Raw genomic sequence first — 18,759 nt, 5'->3', positions numbered from 1 at the left:
CGCAGTCGCAGTCGCAGTCGCAGTCGCAGTCGCAGTCGCAGTCGCAGTCGCAGTCGCAGTCGCAGTCGCAGTCGCAGTCGCAGCCTTGTTTATAAGGATAATGCATTGTTTTGTATGTTGAATGAGAGTTTCGAATATCGTAAGCTTCTCTCGTTTCAAACCTGTGTATGTTAAATCAATCAAAATTATTCGCTTGTACATAACAAGCGGGAATTGAGTATGTGGAGTGAAACTATAGAAGATAAGGAGTAAAAGTGCTTCTTATGAATCGTCTCTAATGCCAAGGGCTGTCGCAATATTGGGAACTGGGCAAAGTGTGTGGTGTGGGGAACGCTTGTTTCTTCATAAGCGTAAAGATGGGGGCTCAATGGATTTACTATACCATTTATGGGTGCTGTCATAAATGGGCTTGGGAGCTTTGAGAGATGTCTCTTTAAAATAAGCCTGTTAAATTGCAACCCAATGGCGTGCTGTTCTCGTGAGGGATGTAATCCCATTCTAGAACGCAATAAACAAAAGTGTGAGGCAATGCATAGTTGCTTCTCGCGAAAGCTCTTATGGTGATAAGAGGCTGATCTTTAATGTTAAGGAAGAACCGTTTTTTGGGGGTGGAAAGAGCATTGGGAGTAAAATTAAAGAGAGTGAAAAAAATCGCTCAGAGAATGTCAAAAAGAGGCATAAAAAAACTATGATGCCATCCTGTATATCTAAAAAAATGCTTTTTAAAAATATTTTGAATATTTTATTAAAATTTTTAAAAAGCAGCGATTTGTGGTGTTGCGAGTCAGTTATGTCTATGCTAGAAACCAAGAGATTTTTGTTCTAGGTTTTAAGAAGAAGATTCTTAAAATAGAGAGTGTCTGTTTCATTTCATCTGATAACTATCAGAGAGTCGCTCAAGGGAAAGAGGCGGTATTTCGTGTCGGATTCATTTTCTCTCATACCGCTGCCGTTGGTAGATCAACGCTATGCGCAAGCGCTTTTTGATTGCGTTCAAGAAGCGGGAAACGTTGAAAAAGTTGAAAAGGCAGTGGAAAAAATTTTGCTTGTCTTGGAGCAAAATGAAGATTTAAAACGCTTTGTGCTCAGTCCATTCTTTTCAGTCAAAGAGCAAATTAAGGTGATGCAATCTATTTGTGAAAACATCAAATTTGCTGATAAAAACGCAGGACAGGTTATTGGTGATTTTTTACGCGTTATTGCAGCAAACCGTAGGCTTAGTGCCGTATTTGGTATTTTACATGCTTTTCAACGTTGTGTTGCACGCGCTCGTAATCAAGTAACAGCACAAATTATTTCTGCGCGCTCCTTAAGTTCTCAACAAAGACAAGAATTGTGTGAGGCTTTGGAAAGTGTCGTCGGGGGAAAAGTTTTGCTACACATCATTGTGGATCCAACGATTCTTGGTGGATTAATCGTTCGTGTGGGGGCGTCTCAAATTGATACGTCCCTTCTAACAAAATTGTCTTCGCTTAAGCTTGCATTGAAAAAAGAGGTCAGCTGATGGATATTAGACCATCTGAAATTTCAAAAATTCTAAAAGAGCAAATCAAAAACTTTGACCAAAAGGCTGAGGTTTCAGAAATTGGTTGGGTTCTCTCTGTTGGGGATGGTATCGCCCGCGTTTATGGTTTGGATAATGTCCAAGCAGGGGAAATGGTTGCTTTTCCAAACGGTGTGCGCGGTATGGCTCTCAATTTGGAAATTGATAATGTTGGTGTGGTCATTTTTGGCTCAGATCGCGATATCCGTGAAGGGGATTGTGTAAAACGATTGGGTGCTATTGTGGATGTTCCTGTGGGTCCCGCTTTGCTTGGGCGTGTGGTTGATGCATTGGGAAATCCTATCGATGGTAAGGGACCCATTAAAGCAACAGAACGTCGTCGTGTTGATGTTAAGGCGCCTGGAATTATTCCGCGTCAGTCTGTGCATGAACCGATGTCGACCGGATTGAAAGCGATTGACGCACTCATCCCCATTGGACGGGGGCAGCGTGAATTAGTGATTGGTGATCGCCAGACAGGAAAAACAGCGATTTTGCTCGATACATTTTTAAACCAAAAGCCTTTTCATGAAAAAGAGGCTGGACGAGAACAAGACAAAGTTTATTGCATTTATGTCGCTATCGGTCAAAAACGTTCGACGGTGGCGCAGTTCGTTAAAGTTTTGGAAGAACGTGGAGCACTGGAATATTCTATTATTGTGGCGGCAACCGCTTCTGATCCAGCGCCATTGCAATTTATTGCGCCTCTTGCCGGATGTGCTATGGGCGAATATTTTCGTGATAATGGGCAACATGCTTTGATCGGTTATGATGACTTGTCAAAACAGGCGGTGGCTTATCGTCAAATGTCTCTTTTGTTACGTCGTCCTCCAGGTCGTGAAGCTTATCCGGGAGATGTTTTCTATCTTCATTCGCGTCTTTTAGAGCGGGCTGCGAAGTTGAATGCAGAAAATGGATCTGGGTCTTTGACAGCTTTGCCAGTCATTGAAACACAAGCAAATGATGTTTCCGCCTATATTCCTACAAATGTGATTTCGATTACGGATGGGCAAATTTTTCTGGAGACTAATTTGTTTTATCAAGGAATTCGTCCCGCTGTAAATGTTGGTCTTTCTGTGTCGCGTGTTGGTTCTGCTGCACAAATTAAGGCGATGAAACAGGTTGCCGGCTCGATTAAAGGTGAATTGGCGCAATATCGTGAAATGGCAGCTTTTGCGCAGTTTGGCTCTGATTTGGATGCGTCAACCCAGCGTCTGCTGAATCGAGGAGCACGCTTGACTGAGCTTTTAAAGCAGCCACAATTTTCTCCACTCAAAACAGAAGAACAGGTGGTGGTTATTTTCGCGGGTGTGAATGGCTATCTTGATTCTCTAGCGGTTTCTGATGTTGCGCGGTTTGAGCAGGGGCTTTTGGTGCTTTTGCGGAGTGATTATCAAGATCTCTTAAAGGCAATTGCTGAGCAAAAGCAGTTAACAGACGAGCTGAAAGATAAGTTGATGACGGTTCTTAACACTTATGCGAAAAATTTTTCGTGATGAATTAATGGAATGCTTGAATGGCCTCACTAAAGGATCTTAGAGACCGTATCGCTTCGGTTAAAGCAACACAAAAGATTACTAAAGCTATGCAGATGGTTGCAGCAGCAAGGTTACATCGTGCACAAGAGGCGGCGCAGTCTGCTCGTCCTTATGCGAAGAGAATGGCTGATATTTTGACCAGTGTCGCTGCTGATGTGGATGGTGTTGATGCACCTGCTCTTATGCGAGGCACAGGGCGAGATGATGTGCATCTCCTGGTAGTATGTACTGCTGAGCGCGGTTTGTGTGGTGCTTTTAATGTGCAAATTGCTCGTCGTGCACGTGAACAGATTAAAGTACTGTTGGCATCTGGTAAAATAGTGAAAATTATTACCGTAGGTAAAAAAGGTGCGGATATTTTATCGCGTGATTACAAAGGTTTGATAATTGATCACATCGATTTGCATGCTGTAAAGCGAATTAGTTTTGCAGAGGCGGTGATGATTAGTCAACGGATTGTTGATTTATTCAATGATGGCGCTTTCGATGTCTGTACGCTGTTTTATTCTGAATTTGTTTCCGTCATTAATCAGCGACCGACAGCTTTTGGTTTGATTCCAATGATTGCTCCAAAAGCAGTTGTTGAGGCCATAGATGTTGTAGAGCAAACCGATCATAGTAAGGGATCTCAATCGATTGTTTATGAGTATGAACCGGATGCTGCTTCTCTTTTAGAGACGCTTGTGCCACGCAATCTTTCAGTGCAAATCTTTCGGGCTTTGTTGGAAAATGTTGCTGGTGAAATGGGCGCAAAGATGACGGCTATGGACAATGCATCGCGCAATGCAGGTGAAATGATTAATAAATTGACGGTGGCTTATAATCGTCAGCGTCAGGCACAGATTACGACAGAATTGATCGAAATTATTGCGGGCGCTGAAGCGCTTTAAATGGAAAAGGTAAGGATTGATGGTAAAAGCAGTAACCTCAAGCAAAGGAACAGAAAAAGGTGAAAAAAAGAAACCAGTTGCTCGTTCCAGCGTGAAAAAAGCCGCTTCGAAATCTCAAGCGGGTGTTAAGGCTTCGTCTGCATCTGCGCGTAGTGCAGCTAAAGATACGCCTGTAAAAAAAGATATATCCGCAAAAAAAGAAGAGCAGGCAAAAGGCGCTGTTGGTGTGATCAAGCAGGTTATTGGTGCTGTCGTTGATGTGCAATTTGAAGGCGCATTGCCAAATATTCTCAATGCTTTGGAAACAGAGAATTTAGGCAATCGTTTGGTGTTGGAAGTTGCACAGCATTTGGGTGAAAATACTGTGCGTACGATTGCTATGGATACAACTGATGGTCTGATGCGGGGCCAAAAGGTTGTGGATACAGGAACGCAAATTAGCGTTCCTGTAGGAGAAGCAACATTGGGACGTATTATGAATGTGATTGGAGAGCCGGTGGATAATGTGGGACCGATTCCTGCAACTAAAACGCGTTCTATTCACCAAGAAGCGCCTGAATATGTTGAGCAATCAACGGTTTCAGAAATTCTCGTCACTGGTATTAAAGTCGTGGATTTGTTAGCTCCTTATTCTAAAGGGGGTAAAATTGGCTTGTTTGGTGGTGCTGGTGTTGGAAAAACCGTTCTCATTATGGAACTTATAAACAATATTGCAAAGGCACACGGTGGTTATTCCGTATTTGCTGGTGTGGGAGAACGTACGCGTGAAGGAAATGATCTTTATTATGAAATGATCGAAAGTCGCGTGAATGTGAATCCAAGAGAGAATAATGGTTCAACGGAAGGATCAAAATGTGCGCTTGTTTACGGGCAAATGAATGAACCCCCAGGAGCACGTGCGCGTGTGGCTCTTTCAGGATTGACAATTGCGGAAAGTTTCCGTGATGAAGGACAAGATGTTCTTTTCTTTGTGGATAATATTTTCCGTTTCACGCAAGCAGGAGCTGAGGTGTCTGCTCTTTTAGGGCGTATTCCTTCTGCTGTGGGGTATCAGCCAACTTTGGCAACGGATATGGGGGCTTTGCAAGAACGTATTACCAGTACAAAAACAGGCTCTATTACCTCTGTTCAAGCGATTTATGTTCCTGCAGATGACTTGACAGATCCAGCACCGGCAACGTCTTTTGCCCATTTGGATGCAACGACAGTTCTTTCGCGCTCTATTGCTGAAAAGGGAATCTATCCAGCGGTTGATCCGCTTGACTCTTTCTCGCGTATGTTGGATCCATTGATTGTGGGGGAAGAGCATTATACGGTTGCTTGTCAAGTGCAAACTATTTTACAACGTTATAGGGCACTTCAGGATATTATTGCTATTCTTGGAATGGATGAACTTTCTGAAGACGACAAATTGCTGGTGGGACGGGCACGTAAAATTGAACGTTTCCTTTCGCAACCTTTCCATGTGGCGGAAGCCTTTACTGGTTCACCGGGAAAACTCGTCCCTTTAGAAGAGACAATCAAAGGTTTTAAAGGTCTTTGTGCTGGCGATTATGATGATTTGCCAGAAGCTGCTTTTTATATGGTTGGTTCGATTGATGAAGCACTTGAAAAAGGAAAGCGTCTTATGGCAGAGGCTTCTTAGTAGGAAATTTCTTATTAAGAAGAAAACTGTCATGAATATTTTGTCGTTAAAAAGGACGAGTCGTTGAAAAAAACGGAAAGTCCTTATATCGGGTATTGTGGAGACTTTTGTGGAAAACAATAGAGAAGAGCATTTTTTGTTTGAGCTTGTATCGCCTGAAAAAATTGTGTTTTCAGATCAGGTCGTGTCTGTTGTTCTTCCTTCAGCCTCAGGTTCTTTAACAGTTATGGCGCATCATGCGCCATTGGTGGCAAGTATTGTGTTGGGCAGTGTTCGTGTTCGCACTTCTTTAGGTGAGAAATTATTTGCTGTATGTGGAGGTGTTGCAAATATTACCTTTTCAGGCTGCTCTTTATTGGTAGAGCATGTTGTGGCTGTAGAGCATCTTTCTTTTGATGTATTAGAACAGCAGATTTTGCAAGTTCAAGCGACGTTAAAGGGGGGAGCAAGTGATGAGGATAAACATAAAATAGAGGCTTTTTTCCAGCAATTGTCAGCTGATGGTTCTTCGTTGATAGAGGCGTAGCAAGGGTAGACAGGAAAAGGTGACATGAGCGGGAAAAAGAGTACGGTTGTGTCTGCTAAAAGGAGCGGAAAACCTTTTCCTCGTCCTGGTCGTGTTTTTGCAGGGCCTTTGCCAAAGTGCTTTGTTTATATTTTGGCTTCTCTTATTTTGCAATGGGCTTATGGTTTAGGGGCTAATATTGTTCAGTCTAACATTGTCCATCTGACCGGTGATTTTCACGCAACTTTGACCGAGACAACATGGTTGGTAGCGGCTTATATGGCGCCAAATGTAAGTATAGCGATTATGTTGATCAAAATTCGCTATCAATTTGGGTTGCGCGCTTTTGCTGAATTATCAATCCTTGGCTTCGTTTTGGTTTGTGTTTTACAGCTCTTTGTTACGGATTTGCGTTCTGCATTGATTATTCGCTTTTTCGCTGGGATTGCTGCTGCACCTTTGGCTTCGCTTGCTCTGCTTTATATGATGGAGGCTTTTGCTCCAGCAAAGAAGTTTACTATTGGTCTTAGCTTGAATTATATGAATGCTGCTTTAGCGGCACCTTTATCACGTTTGATTTCTCCTGATTTGCTGGAACATGGTGGTTTTTCCAGTCTTTCCGCGCTGGAAATGGGATTGGTTCTCATCAGCTTGGTTTGTATCTATACTTTGCCCCTAACGCCTGTTGTTCGCAGTAAGGTGATTCAAAAGTTAGATTGGATAAGCTATGGTTTGATTGCTCTTGGTCTTGGATTAAATGCCGTGATTATGTCTGTTGGCATATTGTATTGGTGGTATGAAGCACCATGGATTGGTTGGGGGCTCGCACTTGCCATTTTCTCATTGGCTATTGCTATTATTATTGAGCTTAATAGAGAAAAACCGTTGATTGATCTCCGGTGGATTTTCAGTAAGGAAATGGTCCAATCTGTTTTTATTTTATTTATCTTTCATGTTTTCTTGTTAGAACGGTCAAATTTGCCCGTAGGCTTTTTTAATCTTTTTGGTTTGCTTAATCGTGAGATGGCGCCCATGTATCTTGCTGTGGTACTAGGTATTTTGTTAGGGGGAGCTGTTTGCGTCTTTTTTTTACGAGCGGGGCGTGAGGATTATTTTTATTTGTTATCTTTGGGTTGTTTGGCGCTGGGAGCTTATTTAGATAGTCGTGTAAACCATTTAACGCGTCCGCAAGATATGATGTTGAGCCAAGGATTGGTGAGTTTTAGTTATGCACTGTTTTTGCCGCCTGCTCTTTTCAAAGGGTTTGTGCTCGCTGGTGAGAGAGGTCCGCGTTATGTTTTAAGCTTTATTGCTGTTTTTTTGTTAACGCAAGTGACAGGGGGATTGATGGGGTCTGCTTTTTTTGGCAGCCTACAGTTTTATTTTGCCCATAAGAACTTTGAGTCTTTAACACAAAATATTGTTGTTACTGATCCACTTATTTCTGGTGAGATGAATACTTTGTTTTCGCCTTCTTATGGTGTCTCTGTTCCCAATGGCTTGGGGAGTGAGCAGGGTACTTCTATGTTGATAGAAAAATTTAAGTTAACAGCAAATATTTTTGCTTATGATGACGTTTTTAGGCTTTATTTTTATATTTCAATGATTGCATTCGTTATTTTTCTTGTCACAATGATTGTTAAGTCATGCTCTTTGCGAGCATTAGAAAAGTAGAGTAATGTCATAGAAAGAGGGGTGCAAAAAATGATAAAAGCATTACGATCAAAAGCTACAATTATTGCATTCCTATCAGGTATTACGGGTGTTTTACTGATTTTATGGGCTTGGAGACTTCCTCCTTTTGTGAGTCACATCCAAATAACGGATAATGCTTCCATTAAGGGCAATGTTACGCTGGTTAGTTCACAGATCTCTGGGGTGATTGCGCGGATTTATGTGCAAGATTATCAACGCGTTGAAAAGGGAATGTTGCTCTTTGAGCTCGATGATTCTCTTTTTCGTCAGCAGTTTGCACGGGCACAGGCTATTCTCGATTCAAAAAATGCAAAACTAGCAAGTATTGAATTGCAAGCACAGCTTTTGCAGGGCGAAATTAATGCTGCAGAAGTCGAATTGGCGCGTTCACGAGCATTCTCCAATATTGTCCCTGAAAGTAAAAAGTTAGGTTTTGGTGATACGGCAAGTTCTGTTTCTCGTCCTCTTTCACAACTTTTGACGGCATTGGAAACAAAACGACAATTGCAAAAACAATTAAATCTTGAACGGCAAAGTTTACAGTCAGAAATTGCGGGAGCAAAGGTGAGTGTTGAGTTAGCAAAACTTAATCTCGATCACACAAAGATTTTATCTCCTCGAACAGGCTATATTGGATTAGTTGGAGCGCGGGTAGGGCAATATGTTATGCCGGGGACACAATTGGTCTCTGTTATTTCTGATGATATTTGGATTATTGCTAATTATAAGGAAACGCAACTTTCTCAGATGCGTGTGGGACAACCGGTTGTTTTTTCTGTTGATGCATTGAACAACAAAAAGTTAACAGGGCGTGTGGTTCGTTTTGCACCTGCTACAGGCTCAGAGTTTTCATTGTTAAAAACAGATACAACTATTGGTAATTTTATTAAAATTGCGCAACGTATTTCAGTACGGATTGCTTTAGATCCTGGGCAGGAAGGAATTGAAAAGCTCATCCCTGGGATGTCCGTGGTTACGTATGTAGATACTTCGCAACGGGTCGATTCTGGAGGATAAAATTTTGGGTTTTTTCAGTTTAATTTTTATGCCACTTTTTTATAGCAAGTGGGTATTCACGTTGGAAGATTTCGTTTGGTTTGTTATGATACATCTTTTAAAGCTCTTAAAGTTCTTATTTGTTATGCTGTAAAATAATGCTTTTTAGAACATTAAAGCGCATGCATTTTTAATCGTTTCTATTTCTTTTGAAGTAACTCAGTAGTAGAGGGATGGAATATTGAAAGCTGTGTGCCTGTAGTTTCTAGCAACACTGTCCTTTGAGGTGAGGTGATACGAACCACATGGGTGGACAGCGGAAGAGTCTGCGAGATAAAAAGTTGGATTATCCTGTTATGCCGTAAAACAGCGTTTTTTAGAGCGGTGATATAAGGCATTACAAGCTTTACATATTAAGTGTTTTTTAGATATCGTGATCAGTATTCAGGGCAGGGCTTGTCTATCGCGCCTATAAAGTGAACCGCGTAAATGGTCAGCAGGTGAAGCCTGCCGAGAGATGCTGGACTGTTGACAGTCCGGTGACTGGTAGGAATCTCCATTCTTTGAGGTGTGGGGAGGAAGTCAAAGACGGATGAGGCGGATGAAAAACTTATCCTTTTGGGAGAGGGCGTAAAGTTAGGAGGAAGACGTAAAGTTTATATTTTGTAAACCATAAAAATGCCCGTTTTGAGTCGGGCATTAAAAGGGGAGGTTGTTGCTTGTGTTATTAATTTTTACGGATCAGCAAGAAGCTTACTAAAACGACTCCTGCTGCTAATGCGAGGGTTTTTTTAGGATTTTCTTTCGCTTTTTTCTTTAATTCTGTAGCATGTTCGTTGAGGTGATAAAGTGCGTGACGGCCTTTTTGTTTCCATGTGTTAAACAGCTCAGAAATGTTTTCAAAGCTATCATTTTGAGAACTCCAATAATTTACGGGAACCAGCTCTCTTTTTAATTGTGCTATACGTTTTTTAATTTTAGCATTTTTTCTATGGGGTGAAAATAGACACATTTATTGACTCCTTCATATGTTAAATTGTTGCATGATCGTTGGAATTGTGTTTGGGGTTTTGCTATAACGGCTTGAAAATTGAAAGGTTGCATTGATCATGCCGCGCGTGGGTGAGATGATAGTTAAGAGTTTGGGTTTAATGAGGCATTTTTTAATGTACTCGAGTTCATTTCGTGATGGTGTTTGTTAAGGATGTAAGGTAAAAATTTTTACAAAATGGTGTAAGGTTCATTCATAAAGATGGTGGGCGATGTCTTCATTTTTTTGTTTGTTTAAAGTGTTGGGATAACTTTTGGCACTTGAAATAGTTTATAAGAAATTTTTATCTATCTATTCTCTTGTGGCTGTAGGGAGTGGCATTGATTGATTCAATTAAGAAGATTTAAAATGAGGAAATCTTACGATATTTGGGTTTGCCATTTAAATTTGTAAAAAATAGATTATTACAAATCAATATGTTGGATTAATTTGGCGATGTCTTTCATGCATTTTTAAAAATTGCGCTTTGTTAGGCGTTATCTGTTGTGTTGTAAAACACTGTTTTGTGATGACATTGATGTAAGGTATCGGCATGCAACTTAAAAATACAGTATTGTCTCTGTTTTGTTTCAGTTTCTTTTTGAAGCAACCAAGTGTAGAAGTATAAACTTGAACAGAAGTAGTAGAACTTATCCGGTGCGTCTATAGAATGAATCCACCTATGAATTGTATTGCATCAGTGTTAGTAGGTAGAACCTTTTGAGAGCAATCTGTTAAGATTGGTGGGCGGTGTAATTTTCGTCCTTTGAAGCGCGGAGGAAGTCGATATAAACGATGATTGATAGCGCAGGTTTTAAAAATTTGAGGACTTGATGAGTACGACCTATCCTTTATCTAAACCACTTGAGCGTCGTCGGTCTGTTGGTGTTGCTGTTGGTGATGTGATCGTTGGGGGGGAGAGCCCGATTGTTGTCCAGTCAATGACCAATACAGATACAGCGGATGTTGATGCAACTGTTGCGCAGGTTTCTGCTCTTTGGCAAGCTGGGTCTCAATTGGTTCGGATTACTGTTGATCGCGATGAAGCAGCAGCTGCTGTCCCAAAAATACGGGAGCGATTGGAGAGGTTAGGTTTTTTTATCCCATTGGTGGGGGATTTTCATTATATTGGTCATAAGCTTTTATCAGAGCATCCTGCGTGTGCTGAGGCGCTTGCAAAATATCGCATCAATCCTGGAAATGTTGGCTTTGGTGCAAAAAAAGATCGCCAATTTGCGGAAATTATAGAGATTGCTTGTCGGTATCATAAACCTATTCGCATTGGTGTGAATTGGGGTTCTCTTGATAATGCGTTGTTAACACGGCTTATGGATGAAAATGCACAGCAAGAAAAACCCTTATCTGTGGCTGAAGTGATGCGGGAAACTGTTGTTCAGTCGGCTTTGCTTTCGGCTGCTTTAGCAGAAGAGTTAGGATTGGGACGTGATAAAATTATTCTTTCTGCTAAAGTGAGTGATGTCCAAGATCTTATTGCTGTCTATATTGCCTTGGCAGAGCGTTGTGATTATGCACTCCATTTGGGTTTGACAGAAGCAGGGATGGGAACAAAAGGGGTTGTGGCTTCTTCGGTGGCTTTGGGCATTTTATTACAGCAAGGGATTGGTGATACGATACGAATTTCATTAACTCCTGAACCTGGTGGTGATCGAACACGAGAAGTCAAAGTTGCACAAGAACTTTTGCAAGTAATGGGGTTTCGACAATTTTTGCCTGTTGTTGCTGCTTGTCCTGGATGTGGTCGCACGACCTCGACAGTATTTCAGCAATTGGCACAAAAAATTGAAGCGGATTTACACAAAAATATGCCCGTTTGGCGTGAAAAATATCCTGGGGTTGAAAGTTTGAAGGTGGCTGTGATGGGATGTATCGTCAATGGACCGGGGGAGTCAAAACATGCGGATATTGGAATCTCTTTGCCTGGAGTGGGGGAAAGTCCAGCGGCACCTGTTTTTATTGAGGGACAAAAGGTAAAAACTTTGCGGGGTGATCACATTGCTGAAGAATTTGAAGCGCTTTTGAGTGATTATATTCATACACGCTTTGGGCAAGGTTGAGGTAAAAATCGCATAAGGTTGAAGTAAAAAGGGTGTATCGTTTTTTTAAACAAGCTGTCTTCAATGTGAAGAGGGTGCTGTTGTGTGCTGCTTTAGCTATGGTCAATACTGTTGTTGGTTGCTTATTATTTTAGGTAAAACCAGATGATATGCCTGTTTTAGAATGAGAAGCTTATGAAGGATATTAATGAGCTTGAGTGTGTTAAGACTATTAAGCAAAATGATATGAATACTTTAATAGATCCGTAAATGTTGTTGCTGGTTTTTGGGCTGCTTTTGAGACAGTGAAATATTTAGCGGATTTTGACGAATGTCAAATTATAGAAAGAACATTGTTTATTGATTTTTTAGGCATTTTCCCAGAATTTTTCGGGGTATCAAATTGATAGGATTGGAGATCCTTATAGCGGTTATTGCTCTATTTGTCGTGAAATATAAGCTTTTTATATTGATATAAAATGATGTATATGATGCCTTTTTGGGTGTTATTGGGGAAATGCATGACCAGTATATTAGCATTTGGATTTTTATTTAACGGTATAAGAATTTTAACAGGTGCCTTTATTGTCTTTTATATGCTTGAAAAAGGGCTAACTCTTATTGATATCGGGATCATTAAGTCATTTCAGGCTTTTATTATGATGGTTACCGATATTCCTCTGGGATATTTTGCTGATCGAAAAAGTTATAAAATATCGATTGTTTTGGCAGCGGCTTTTGCCGCTATATGGCTTTTTCTCATGGGAATTTCTACAAGCTTTTACGGTTTTCTTTTAGCAGAAACTTTTAATGCAGTGTCGTTGACATTGATTGCGGGGGCTTATAATGCTTTACTTGTTCAATATGCAAAAGCAAAATTGACATCCACTAAAAAAGTGCTTGGTTCCAGCTCTCAATATAATTACATCGGCATGTTTATATTCAGTTTAATCGGTGCATATTTTGCTGATTATTCAAGCCAATATATATGGTATATCGCGGCGTTTTTAATGTTGATGACAGCACTCTTTGGTTTGTTTTTTCTTGATGACCTGAAGGGAGAGAAAAAACCAAATAAAGCGAATTCTCTCATTTGTGAAGCTAAGGAGATGTTGTCTATTTTTATTAAAGTTCCTTATATTTCTTTATGCTTTTATTTTTCATTGATCTTTTTCAATATATTCTCGCAGTATTGGCAGTGGATATTTAAAGATCATCATATTAATGTCACTTATTTTGATCTTGGTGTGACATTTTCGCTGATATTGTTCTCTCAGCTTTTGGCTAGTTTTCTCTTTACAAAACTAAGTGAAAAGATAAATTTTGTTTTGTTGCTGTTTCTTTCAGTTTCCATGATTTTTACAGTCGCTTTTTTTGAACCAAGAAAAGAAATTGCTGTCATTTTAGTCTGTATGACTTTTTATCTCATTAGGTACACCTATCTTCGTGTAGAAGTGGTCTTGCATGATAATATTAGTGATCATTTTAGGGCTACATACGAATCCTTCTTGTCAACTGTTGGAAGATTGAGCTTATTGGTATTTTTTTACATGAGTGCGTATATGGTCGATATGTTTGGCTTTTTCTCACTCGTTTATATTTTTGCTGTTTATTTATTGATTTACTTGTTGGCAGTATTTTTTTTAGAAGGAAATCTCAAAAAAGCTCAGTGAGAATAGTCACTCATTATGATATGTGTTTTATAAGGTTTCATAGTGGATCAAGGCTTTGATTTATAAGTCTTATCATTGTTTTTCATGTTGAATGAGAAAGCTGAATATTGTCCGTTCTTCTTATTGCAAATCTATGTATATTAATCAAAATCATGTTTCTTGTACATTATAAGTGGGCGTGGTGTAAAAATCATAAAAAAGAAGTAAAAAGGCTTCTCATGAATATTCTTGAACGCTAAGAGTTGTTGGCAAGATGAGAAGCTGATAAAGAACATGATTGTACCGGATTATACGCTTATTTACGCTTGTTAAGGAATGGTGATAGTGCACAACAATTTTCCTGTTTTCGCTTATATTTTTCGGAAATGTCTTGCTACGCAGTGTTTAATAAGCGGGAGGACAATTCTAGCCTGTCCTAATCGGATTTCTTCATGATCGTTTTGATACTCTGATGATCGATTTTATTGTTGGTATAGTGAACGGATTTTACCATTGCCTCCTTTGAAATACATGTCATCTTGTTGAGATATTTTCTTACATCTTTCATTCTCATTATGGCTCATTTTTGAGTATTTTCTCTTTGGTTGCAGAGTGAACTCTGCATGTTCTGACGTTAGAAAATACTTTCAGATAGTAAAGAAAACCTATTTGTACGGATTTTGAATGATCCCTTCTTCTTGGAGAAATCATAAAACCAAGTACAACAATACCATTAAGTATGATTTGATATAAACAAAAATAAATAAACACATATTGATAAATTTAATAGAAATCTGTTAAGTCCTGCAAATTACAGTTATTAAATAAAGCGATGAAATCGTTATCTATAACGCCTATTATAACATTTATAACTCTTTTTTCTGTATTTGTATTGTTAGGATGTACGCGTGTAGATAGTCTAGAGCAGTACGATAGACTTTACGAAAAATATATCAGTGAAAATTACGGTGCTTTTGAACATTTTCAAAAGCATGAACAAGCAAAAAAATTTGTATACAGCCATGGCTATCAGAATATCGTACCAAAGTTTGACATTATACGGCATCGTCACATACTGATTGTTTTATGTGGACGTTTTGTTAATTTATTGCGTGGTGATTATAATGAATGGATATCAGCAGATATGTTACTCAATGTCATAAGCAGTTTGCGTAATGACTATAACTGGAGAGAAAGCGATTTTATTTGGGCCTATAATATGTCTATGAATTCTACCGACCCCATGATTGATTACGCGAAAAAGTTTCTTAATTCTTCAAGTGAAAATGGCATGAGTTTCAAAACACAAATGATTGATCTCGTGTCGAGTATGAGGACCGGTGATGATGAAAATGTTAAACAAATAGCGCGTTTTTGCATAGAGCTCCGCACGATATATGACATGATGCAACCAAGAGGAATTTACAAATGACATTTAACGAGCAAAGTTCTCTCGAAGGATATTAAATGGCTATAATAGTCTTAATAATCGCGGCATTTTCTTATCCATGTTGCATATTTGTTCATTATGGCTTCAAAAGGTGGACATATTTTCCAGCTTTGGCAACAGGTATAGGTTCATTTACAATGATGCTTTTCATCTTAATAAGAAAACTGCACTTAAAGGAGGAAATTTGCACTTGGGTTGAAAAAACGACTTATCACAAATTAGATTGCGCTTTTATATATAATAATAAGGACTTTTTTTATCTTTCTGTTGCAATGATCATTCTCTGTTTAATTTTATCAATTCTCTTTTTATGTGATGAATTGAATAAACGAGATAAAGAGCGTGATGAATTAAAGTTGTATAGTGACCATGATTATTATTAAATTGAAGTTATTACACACTTTTGTAAATAAAAATGTTTCTGCTTTTGAAGGAGCGTGCCGACACAATCATTCACTTTGCTAGCTCCTAATGTTGTGGACAGCCCATGGCTTTTAAGCCGGTTCATAAGAGGCATTTTTTAGTCCTTTCTTTGATGTTTTGCTCCACACGGCTTTTCCCGCTTGTGAGGTGCAAGCAAGTGATTTTGATTGATTCAATATACACAGATTTGAAATGAAGGAATCTTACGGTATTTAGGGTTCTTATTCAAGTTGAAAAACATGAATTATCATTATAAATCAAATGTTTTATATCTTTCTTGCTAAGAAAAGAGAGATCGGTAATAATATTTTTTTTCGTGTTATTGAAATTGATGACTTTATTTATCCTGTTATGCCGTAACATACCGTCATTTGAAGGGTAGTGAAGGTATCCTGTTTGATACATTAAGTATTTTAAGAAGTGCATGGTGAATATTCTTAAGTCTTGTTTATCGCGTCTTTAGTTTAAGTGAATCGTATGCGTGGAAAACGAGAGAAACCTACTCGGTAGGACACTAGACTGTTTACAGAGTAGATTAGGTTAAAAGATTTTGTTCTTTGAGGGTGGCATAAAAATCAAAATAGCCATTATGTTCATTTTTTTCTGATATTTTAAATACGAGTTTCAAAAAAATGATGCTTAAACTAAACAATCAGCACTTTTGTAAAAGTGTTTTTAGAGAGCAACAATACACGAGTGAATTTACAGAATGTAACCATATTTGATCTTTTACAACAAGATAGCGTGGAAAGGCATAAAAATTACGACTCTTTACTGAGGGCATTGTACTTCTACGGTTGGCAATGAACAACAGATGATTTTGATAAGGCTACAAAGCCAATCGGCATTTTTATTGTCTTTTGCGGGTTTATAAAATGCTCTGTTTTATATTTATTCTGTTTATTTTTTACCTTATCGTTAGAAGATTAAAGATATAAAGGAGAAACGAGTTTCTTTCTTTACGGTTGTTTTTTATTCGGCTTTAAAGCATCCATGGCGATATCTTTTAAAGCCTGAATATTACGCATTGCTTTACCGTTTTTGTTTCTTTCATTTTTTGATGAGGGGGGCGTTTTTCAAGCACAATAGGATGCCTAGAATGTATTTGTGTTATCAATTCACGCGCGCTTGTTTTAATGAAACACCTCTCAATATTTAGCACATCCATTTCATGATAGGAGCTATAATGCAGACCTACGATATTGAAGTCTCTTTGAAAAGTCTATTATGCATTCAACAAAGATGAAGGTGTAAAAGTAGGGCGGGTGAAGTTTAATTTTTGCGTGTTGCACTAAAGCGGGCGACTTGTTGGAGCGGTTTTGCTTTGGTGCCAAAAGGATGTAAAAGTGCTTCTGCTTTTGTAATCAGTTCATCGCGTTTTTTTTGTGTTTCTTTAATGCCATAAAGGCGAATAAAAGTGGCTTTTTGTGCCGTTTTATCTTTCCCAGCCGTTTTTCCTAGGGTTTGCGTGTTGGCGGTGACATCAAGAAGGTCATCAGTTAATTGAAAGGCTAAACCAAGATAGGTACCAAAATCAGTAAGCTTTTCGGTTAATTCTTTAGATGCATTGCCAATGATGGCGCCTGCTTGGCAAGCAAAGCTTATTAGGGCTGCTGTTTTCATGTGTTGTAGAGTGATGATGTCAGTACTTTCTTGCGGTCTTTTTTCAGCTTCAAGGTCTAGCATTTGTCCACCTAACATACCGCCAAGTCCTGCCGATTGTGCAAGGGACGTGATCAGCTTGATTCTAATATCTGTAGATAAAGTACTAGCTTTATGAGCAATGATTTCAAAGGCAAATGTTAAGAGGGCATTGCCTGCTAGAATTGCTGTTGCTTCATCAAATGCTATATGGACGGTGGGTTTTCCACGCCGGAGTGTATCGTTATCCATAGCGGGAAGATCATCATGAATGAGCGAATAACAATGGACACATTCTAAGGCACATGCAACATCAAGAGAATGTTCTACAGGGACGTCAAAAAGTGTAGCACTTTGAATTACAAGAAAAGGACGCAAGCGTTTTCCACCGTTCAGCACACCATAGCGCATGGCTTTGATTAAGTTTTTAGGGCGTGAAATTTCACCATTTTGGATTTGATCACTTAACAGGGTATCAAGCCGTTTTTCAACGGTGTCTCTATGTTTTGCAAGAAGGGTGGTAAATTCGTGCATTCTTGCTTCCTTTGTTTTTACAAAAATGAAATTATGAAATTTAAAGAGAAAGATTGTCACTTTTTCTTGTTTTCATAAATTGGCGTCATTTTTTATTAAAAATCAACTTCTCTTTTTATCCGTATCTCTACTGTATGCGCTAATCCCTTTTGAAACCAAATAAAAATTAAATGAAGGTCTTATAAAAAAGCTTTCATTGGTGTATAAAATTCTCAAATTTTGCAGTGTTTTTGATATTCATTTGATTATTGTGACACCATTTTTGATAATAAGAAGGTCATTTTTAGTAAGAGGAGGATCATTTTGACATTGCCTCTTCTTTTTTATCAGTGTATAATATCTTCAAATTTTATGGTGTTTTTAAATGAAGCATTGTCATTTTTGACATTGCTTTTTCTGTTTTAATGGATTTGGAGTGTCTTTTTATGGCTGTACCTAAACGAAAAACCTCTCCAGCGAAGAGGGGCATGCGCCGTTCGGCTGATGCTCTGAAGGCGCCGACTTATATCGAGGATAAAAATTCTGGTGAATTGCGTCGCCCTCATCATATTGATTTAAAAACGGGAATGTATCGTGGACGTTCCGTTTTAGTGGTTAAGGATTGAGTGTTTTTATCTCTCAAGGTTATGCTTCCTTTGATATATCGATGAATGCGTGGGCAAAGCGTGTGTTTTCGCTTTAAGATGGATGTTGAGGCGCCCTTGCGTCGCCCTCATCGCATTGGTTTAAAAACGGGAATGTATCGTGGGCTTTCCGTTTTAGGGATTAAGATTTTAGTGTTTTTATCTCTCAAGGCTGTGCTTCCTTTGATATATCGGTGAATGCGTGGGCAAAGCGTGTGTTTTCGCTTTAAGATGAGTGTGTGGGGTTTAAGGTTTTTCCATGGAAAATGATTCCATTGTTGGAGATGATTTTCTCGTTTTTTTGAGAAATTATAAAGGATTGCTCGTATACAGTTCTTTTATGATAACTGATTGAAGAGCTTTTTTGGGTATCGATATAAGTTATTTTAGTAATGGAATCATTTTCTTAAGAAGATTCTTAAAGAGTTCTCTTCTGGAAAAGGTAAAAGGCAAGAATAAAAATAATCAATGTTGTCATAATAATAAAACTGTATATTCCATTTGTATCGTTCTTAATTCTATCAATATATTTACTGTAAG

General features: G+C 38.8%; 14 protein-coding genes. 12 read left to right on the top strand and 2 right to left on the bottom strand.

Features of this window, described 5'->3' with window-relative positions:
- Nucleotides 1–919 precede the first annotated feature (919 nt).
- From atpH to ACFIM1_RS05470, 7 genes are all read left to right on the top strand, one after another.
- Nucleotides 920–1,504: an ATP synthase F1 subunit delta gene (atpH, locus tag ACFIM1_RS05500; protein WP_375606584.1), complete on the top strand. Its 585-nt coding sequence runs from the start codon at nt 920–922 to the stop codon at nt 1,502–1,504.
- A complete protein-coding gene (atpA, locus tag ACFIM1_RS05495) occupies nt 1,504–3,039 on the top strand; it encodes a F0F1 ATP synthase subunit alpha (protein ID WP_375606583.1) in 1,536 nt (511 codons plus the stop codon). The genes atpH and atpA overlap by 1 nt, the downstream gene beginning before the upstream one ends.
- Nucleotides 3,040–3,059: 20 nt before the next feature.
- Nucleotides 3,060–3,971 (top strand): F0F1 ATP synthase subunit gamma, encoded by a 912-nt coding sequence (locus tag ACFIM1_RS05490; RefSeq protein WP_375606582.1) that lies wholly within the window; start codon nt 3,060–3,062, stop codon nt 3,969–3,971.
- Nucleotides 3,972–3,990: 19 nt separating this feature from the next.
- Entirely contained in the window at nt 3,991–5,616 is a 1,626-nt protein-coding gene (gene atpD, locus ACFIM1_RS05485; protein ID WP_375608611.1) for a F0F1 ATP synthase subunit beta, read from the top strand.
- A gap of 109 nt (nt 5,617–5,725) precedes the next feature.
- The gene (gene atpC, locus ACFIM1_RS05480; protein ID WP_375606580.1) at nt 5,726–6,142 is read left to right on the top strand and encodes an ATP synthase F1 subunit epsilon; all 417 of its coding nucleotides are present in this window, start codon (nt 5,726–5,728) and stop codon (nt 6,140–6,142) included.
- A 24-nt stretch (nt 6,143–6,166) separates the two neighbouring features.
- Nucleotides 6,167–7,795 carry an MFS transporter gene (locus ACFIM1_RS05475; RefSeq protein WP_375606579.1) on the top strand — a complete coding sequence of 543 codons (1,629 nt, stop codon included), beginning with the start codon at nt 6,167–6,169 and terminating at the stop codon, nt 7,793–7,795.
- A 30-nt stretch (nt 7,796–7,825) separates the two neighbouring features.
- A complete protein-coding gene (locus ACFIM1_RS05470; protein WP_375606578.1) occupies nt 7,826–8,833 on the top strand; it encodes an HlyD family secretion protein in 1,008 nt (335 codons plus the stop codon).
- Between the two features lie 706 nt (nt 8,834–9,539).
- On the opposite strand, the gene ACFIM1_RS05465 is transcribed toward ACFIM1_RS05470, so the two are convergent.
- A complete protein-coding gene (locus ACFIM1_RS05465) occupies nt 9,540–9,824 on the bottom strand; it encodes a hypothetical protein (protein ID WP_375606577.1) in 285 nt (94 codons plus the stop codon).
- Nucleotides 9,825–10,675: 851 nt separating this feature from the next.
- Between ACFIM1_RS05465 and ispG the strand changes: the two genes are divergently transcribed.
- From ispG to ACFIM1_RS05450, 3 genes are all read left to right on the top strand, one after another.
- Nucleotides 10,676–11,917, top strand: coding sequence for a flavodoxin-dependent (E)-4-hydroxy-3-methylbut-2-enyl-diphosphate synthase (ispG, locus tag ACFIM1_RS05460; RefSeq protein WP_375606576.1), 1,242 nt, complete (start codon nt 10,676–10,678; stop codon nt 11,915–11,917).
- 500 nt (nt 11,918–12,417) lie between these two features.
- Nucleotides 12,418–13,569 carry an MFS transporter gene (locus tag ACFIM1_RS05455; RefSeq protein ID WP_375606575.1) on the top strand — a complete coding sequence of 384 codons (1,152 nt, stop codon included), beginning with the start codon at nt 12,418–12,420 and terminating at the stop codon, nt 13,567–13,569.
- Nucleotides 13,570–14,380: 811 nt separating this feature from the next.
- Nucleotides 14,381–14,980: a hypothetical protein gene (locus ACFIM1_RS05450; protein ID WP_375606574.1), complete on the top strand. Its 600-nt coding sequence runs from the start codon at nt 14,381–14,383 to the stop codon at nt 14,978–14,980.
- Between the two features lie 1,713 nt (nt 14,981–16,693).
- On the opposite strand, the gene ACFIM1_RS05445 is transcribed toward ACFIM1_RS05450, so the two are convergent.
- Nucleotides 16,694–17,596, bottom strand: a complete 903-nt coding sequence (locus tag ACFIM1_RS05445) for a polyprenyl synthetase family protein (RefSeq protein WP_375606573.1) — start codon at nt 17,594–17,596, stop codon at nt 16,694–16,696.
- Nucleotides 17,597–18,021: 425 nt separating this feature from the next.
- Here ACFIM1_RS05445 and rpmF point away from each other — a divergent pair, with 425 nt between their 5' ends.
- Both rpmF and ACFIM1_RS05435 read left to right on the top strand, forming a co-directional pair.
- Nucleotides 18,022–18,201 carry a 50S ribosomal protein L32 gene (gene rpmF, locus ACFIM1_RS05440; RefSeq protein WP_005774555.1) on the top strand — a complete coding sequence of 60 codons (180 nt, stop codon included), beginning with the start codon at nt 18,022–18,024 and terminating at the stop codon, nt 18,199–18,201.
- A gap of 45 nt (nt 18,202–18,246) precedes the next feature.
- Complete coding sequence (locus tag ACFIM1_RS05435) at nt 18,247–18,417, top strand: hypothetical protein (RefSeq protein WP_375609427.1); 171 nt, start codon at nt 18,247–18,249, stop codon at nt 18,415–18,417.
- Nucleotides 18,418–18,759: the final 342 nt, after the last annotated feature.

The sequence above is a fragment of the Bartonella sp. AC158YNML genome (assembly GCF_042196725.1).
In the GTDB taxonomy this organism is placed as follows: domain Bacteria; phylum Pseudomonadota; class Alphaproteobacteria; order Rhizobiales; family Rhizobiaceae; genus Bartonella.
The sequence above is the reverse complement of the archived record's forward strand: the minus strand, read 5'-3'. Positions and strand labels throughout refer to the sequence as shown.

What these genes read in the sequence shown, in the direction of transcription:
- atpA (WP_375606583.1), top strand. Translation starts at nt 1,504, where the DNA reads ATGGATATTAGACCATCTGAAATTTCAAAAATTCTAAAAGAGCAAATC.
- ACFIM1_RS05490 (WP_375606582.1), top strand. Translation starts at nt 3,060, where the DNA reads ATGGCCTCACTAAAGGATCTTAGAGACCGTATCGCTTCGGTTAAAGCA.
- atpD (WP_375608611.1), top strand. Translation starts at nt 3,991, where the DNA reads ATGGTAAAAGCAGTAACCTCAAGCAAAGGAACAGAAAAAGGTGAAAAA.
- ACFIM1_RS05475 (WP_375606579.1), top strand. Translation starts at nt 6,167, where the DNA reads ATGAGCGGGAAAAAGAGTACGGTTGTGTCTGCTAAAAGGAGCGGAAAA.
- ACFIM1_RS05470 (WP_375606578.1), top strand. Translation starts at nt 7,826, where the DNA reads ATGATAAAAGCATTACGATCAAAAGCTACAATTATTGCATTCCTATCA.
- ACFIM1_RS05465 (WP_375606577.1), bottom strand. Translation starts at nt 9,824, where the DNA reads ATGTGTCTATTTTCACCCCATAGAAAAAATGCTAAAATTAAAAAACGT.
- ispG (WP_375606576.1), top strand. Translation starts at nt 10,676, where the DNA reads ATGAGTACGACCTATCCTTTATCTAAACCACTTGAGCGTCGTCGGTCT.
- ACFIM1_RS05455 (WP_375606575.1), top strand. Translation starts at nt 12,418, where the DNA reads ATGACCAGTATATTAGCATTTGGATTTTTATTTAACGGTATAAGAATT.
- ACFIM1_RS05450 (WP_375606574.1), top strand. Translation starts at nt 14,381, where the DNA reads ATGAAATCGTTATCTATAACGCCTATTATAACATTTATAACTCTTTTT.
- ACFIM1_RS05445 (WP_375606573.1), bottom strand. Translation starts at nt 17,596, where the DNA reads ATGCACGAATTTACCACCCTTCTTGCAAAACATAGAGACACCGTTGAA.
- rpmF (WP_005774555.1), top strand. Translation starts at nt 18,022, where the DNA reads ATGGCTGTACCTAAACGAAAAACCTCTCCAGCGAAGAGGGGCATGCGC.
- ACFIM1_RS05435 (WP_375609427.1), top strand. Translation starts at nt 18,247, where the DNA reads ATGCGTGGGCAAAGCGTGTGTTTTCGCTTTAAGATGGATGTTGAGGCG.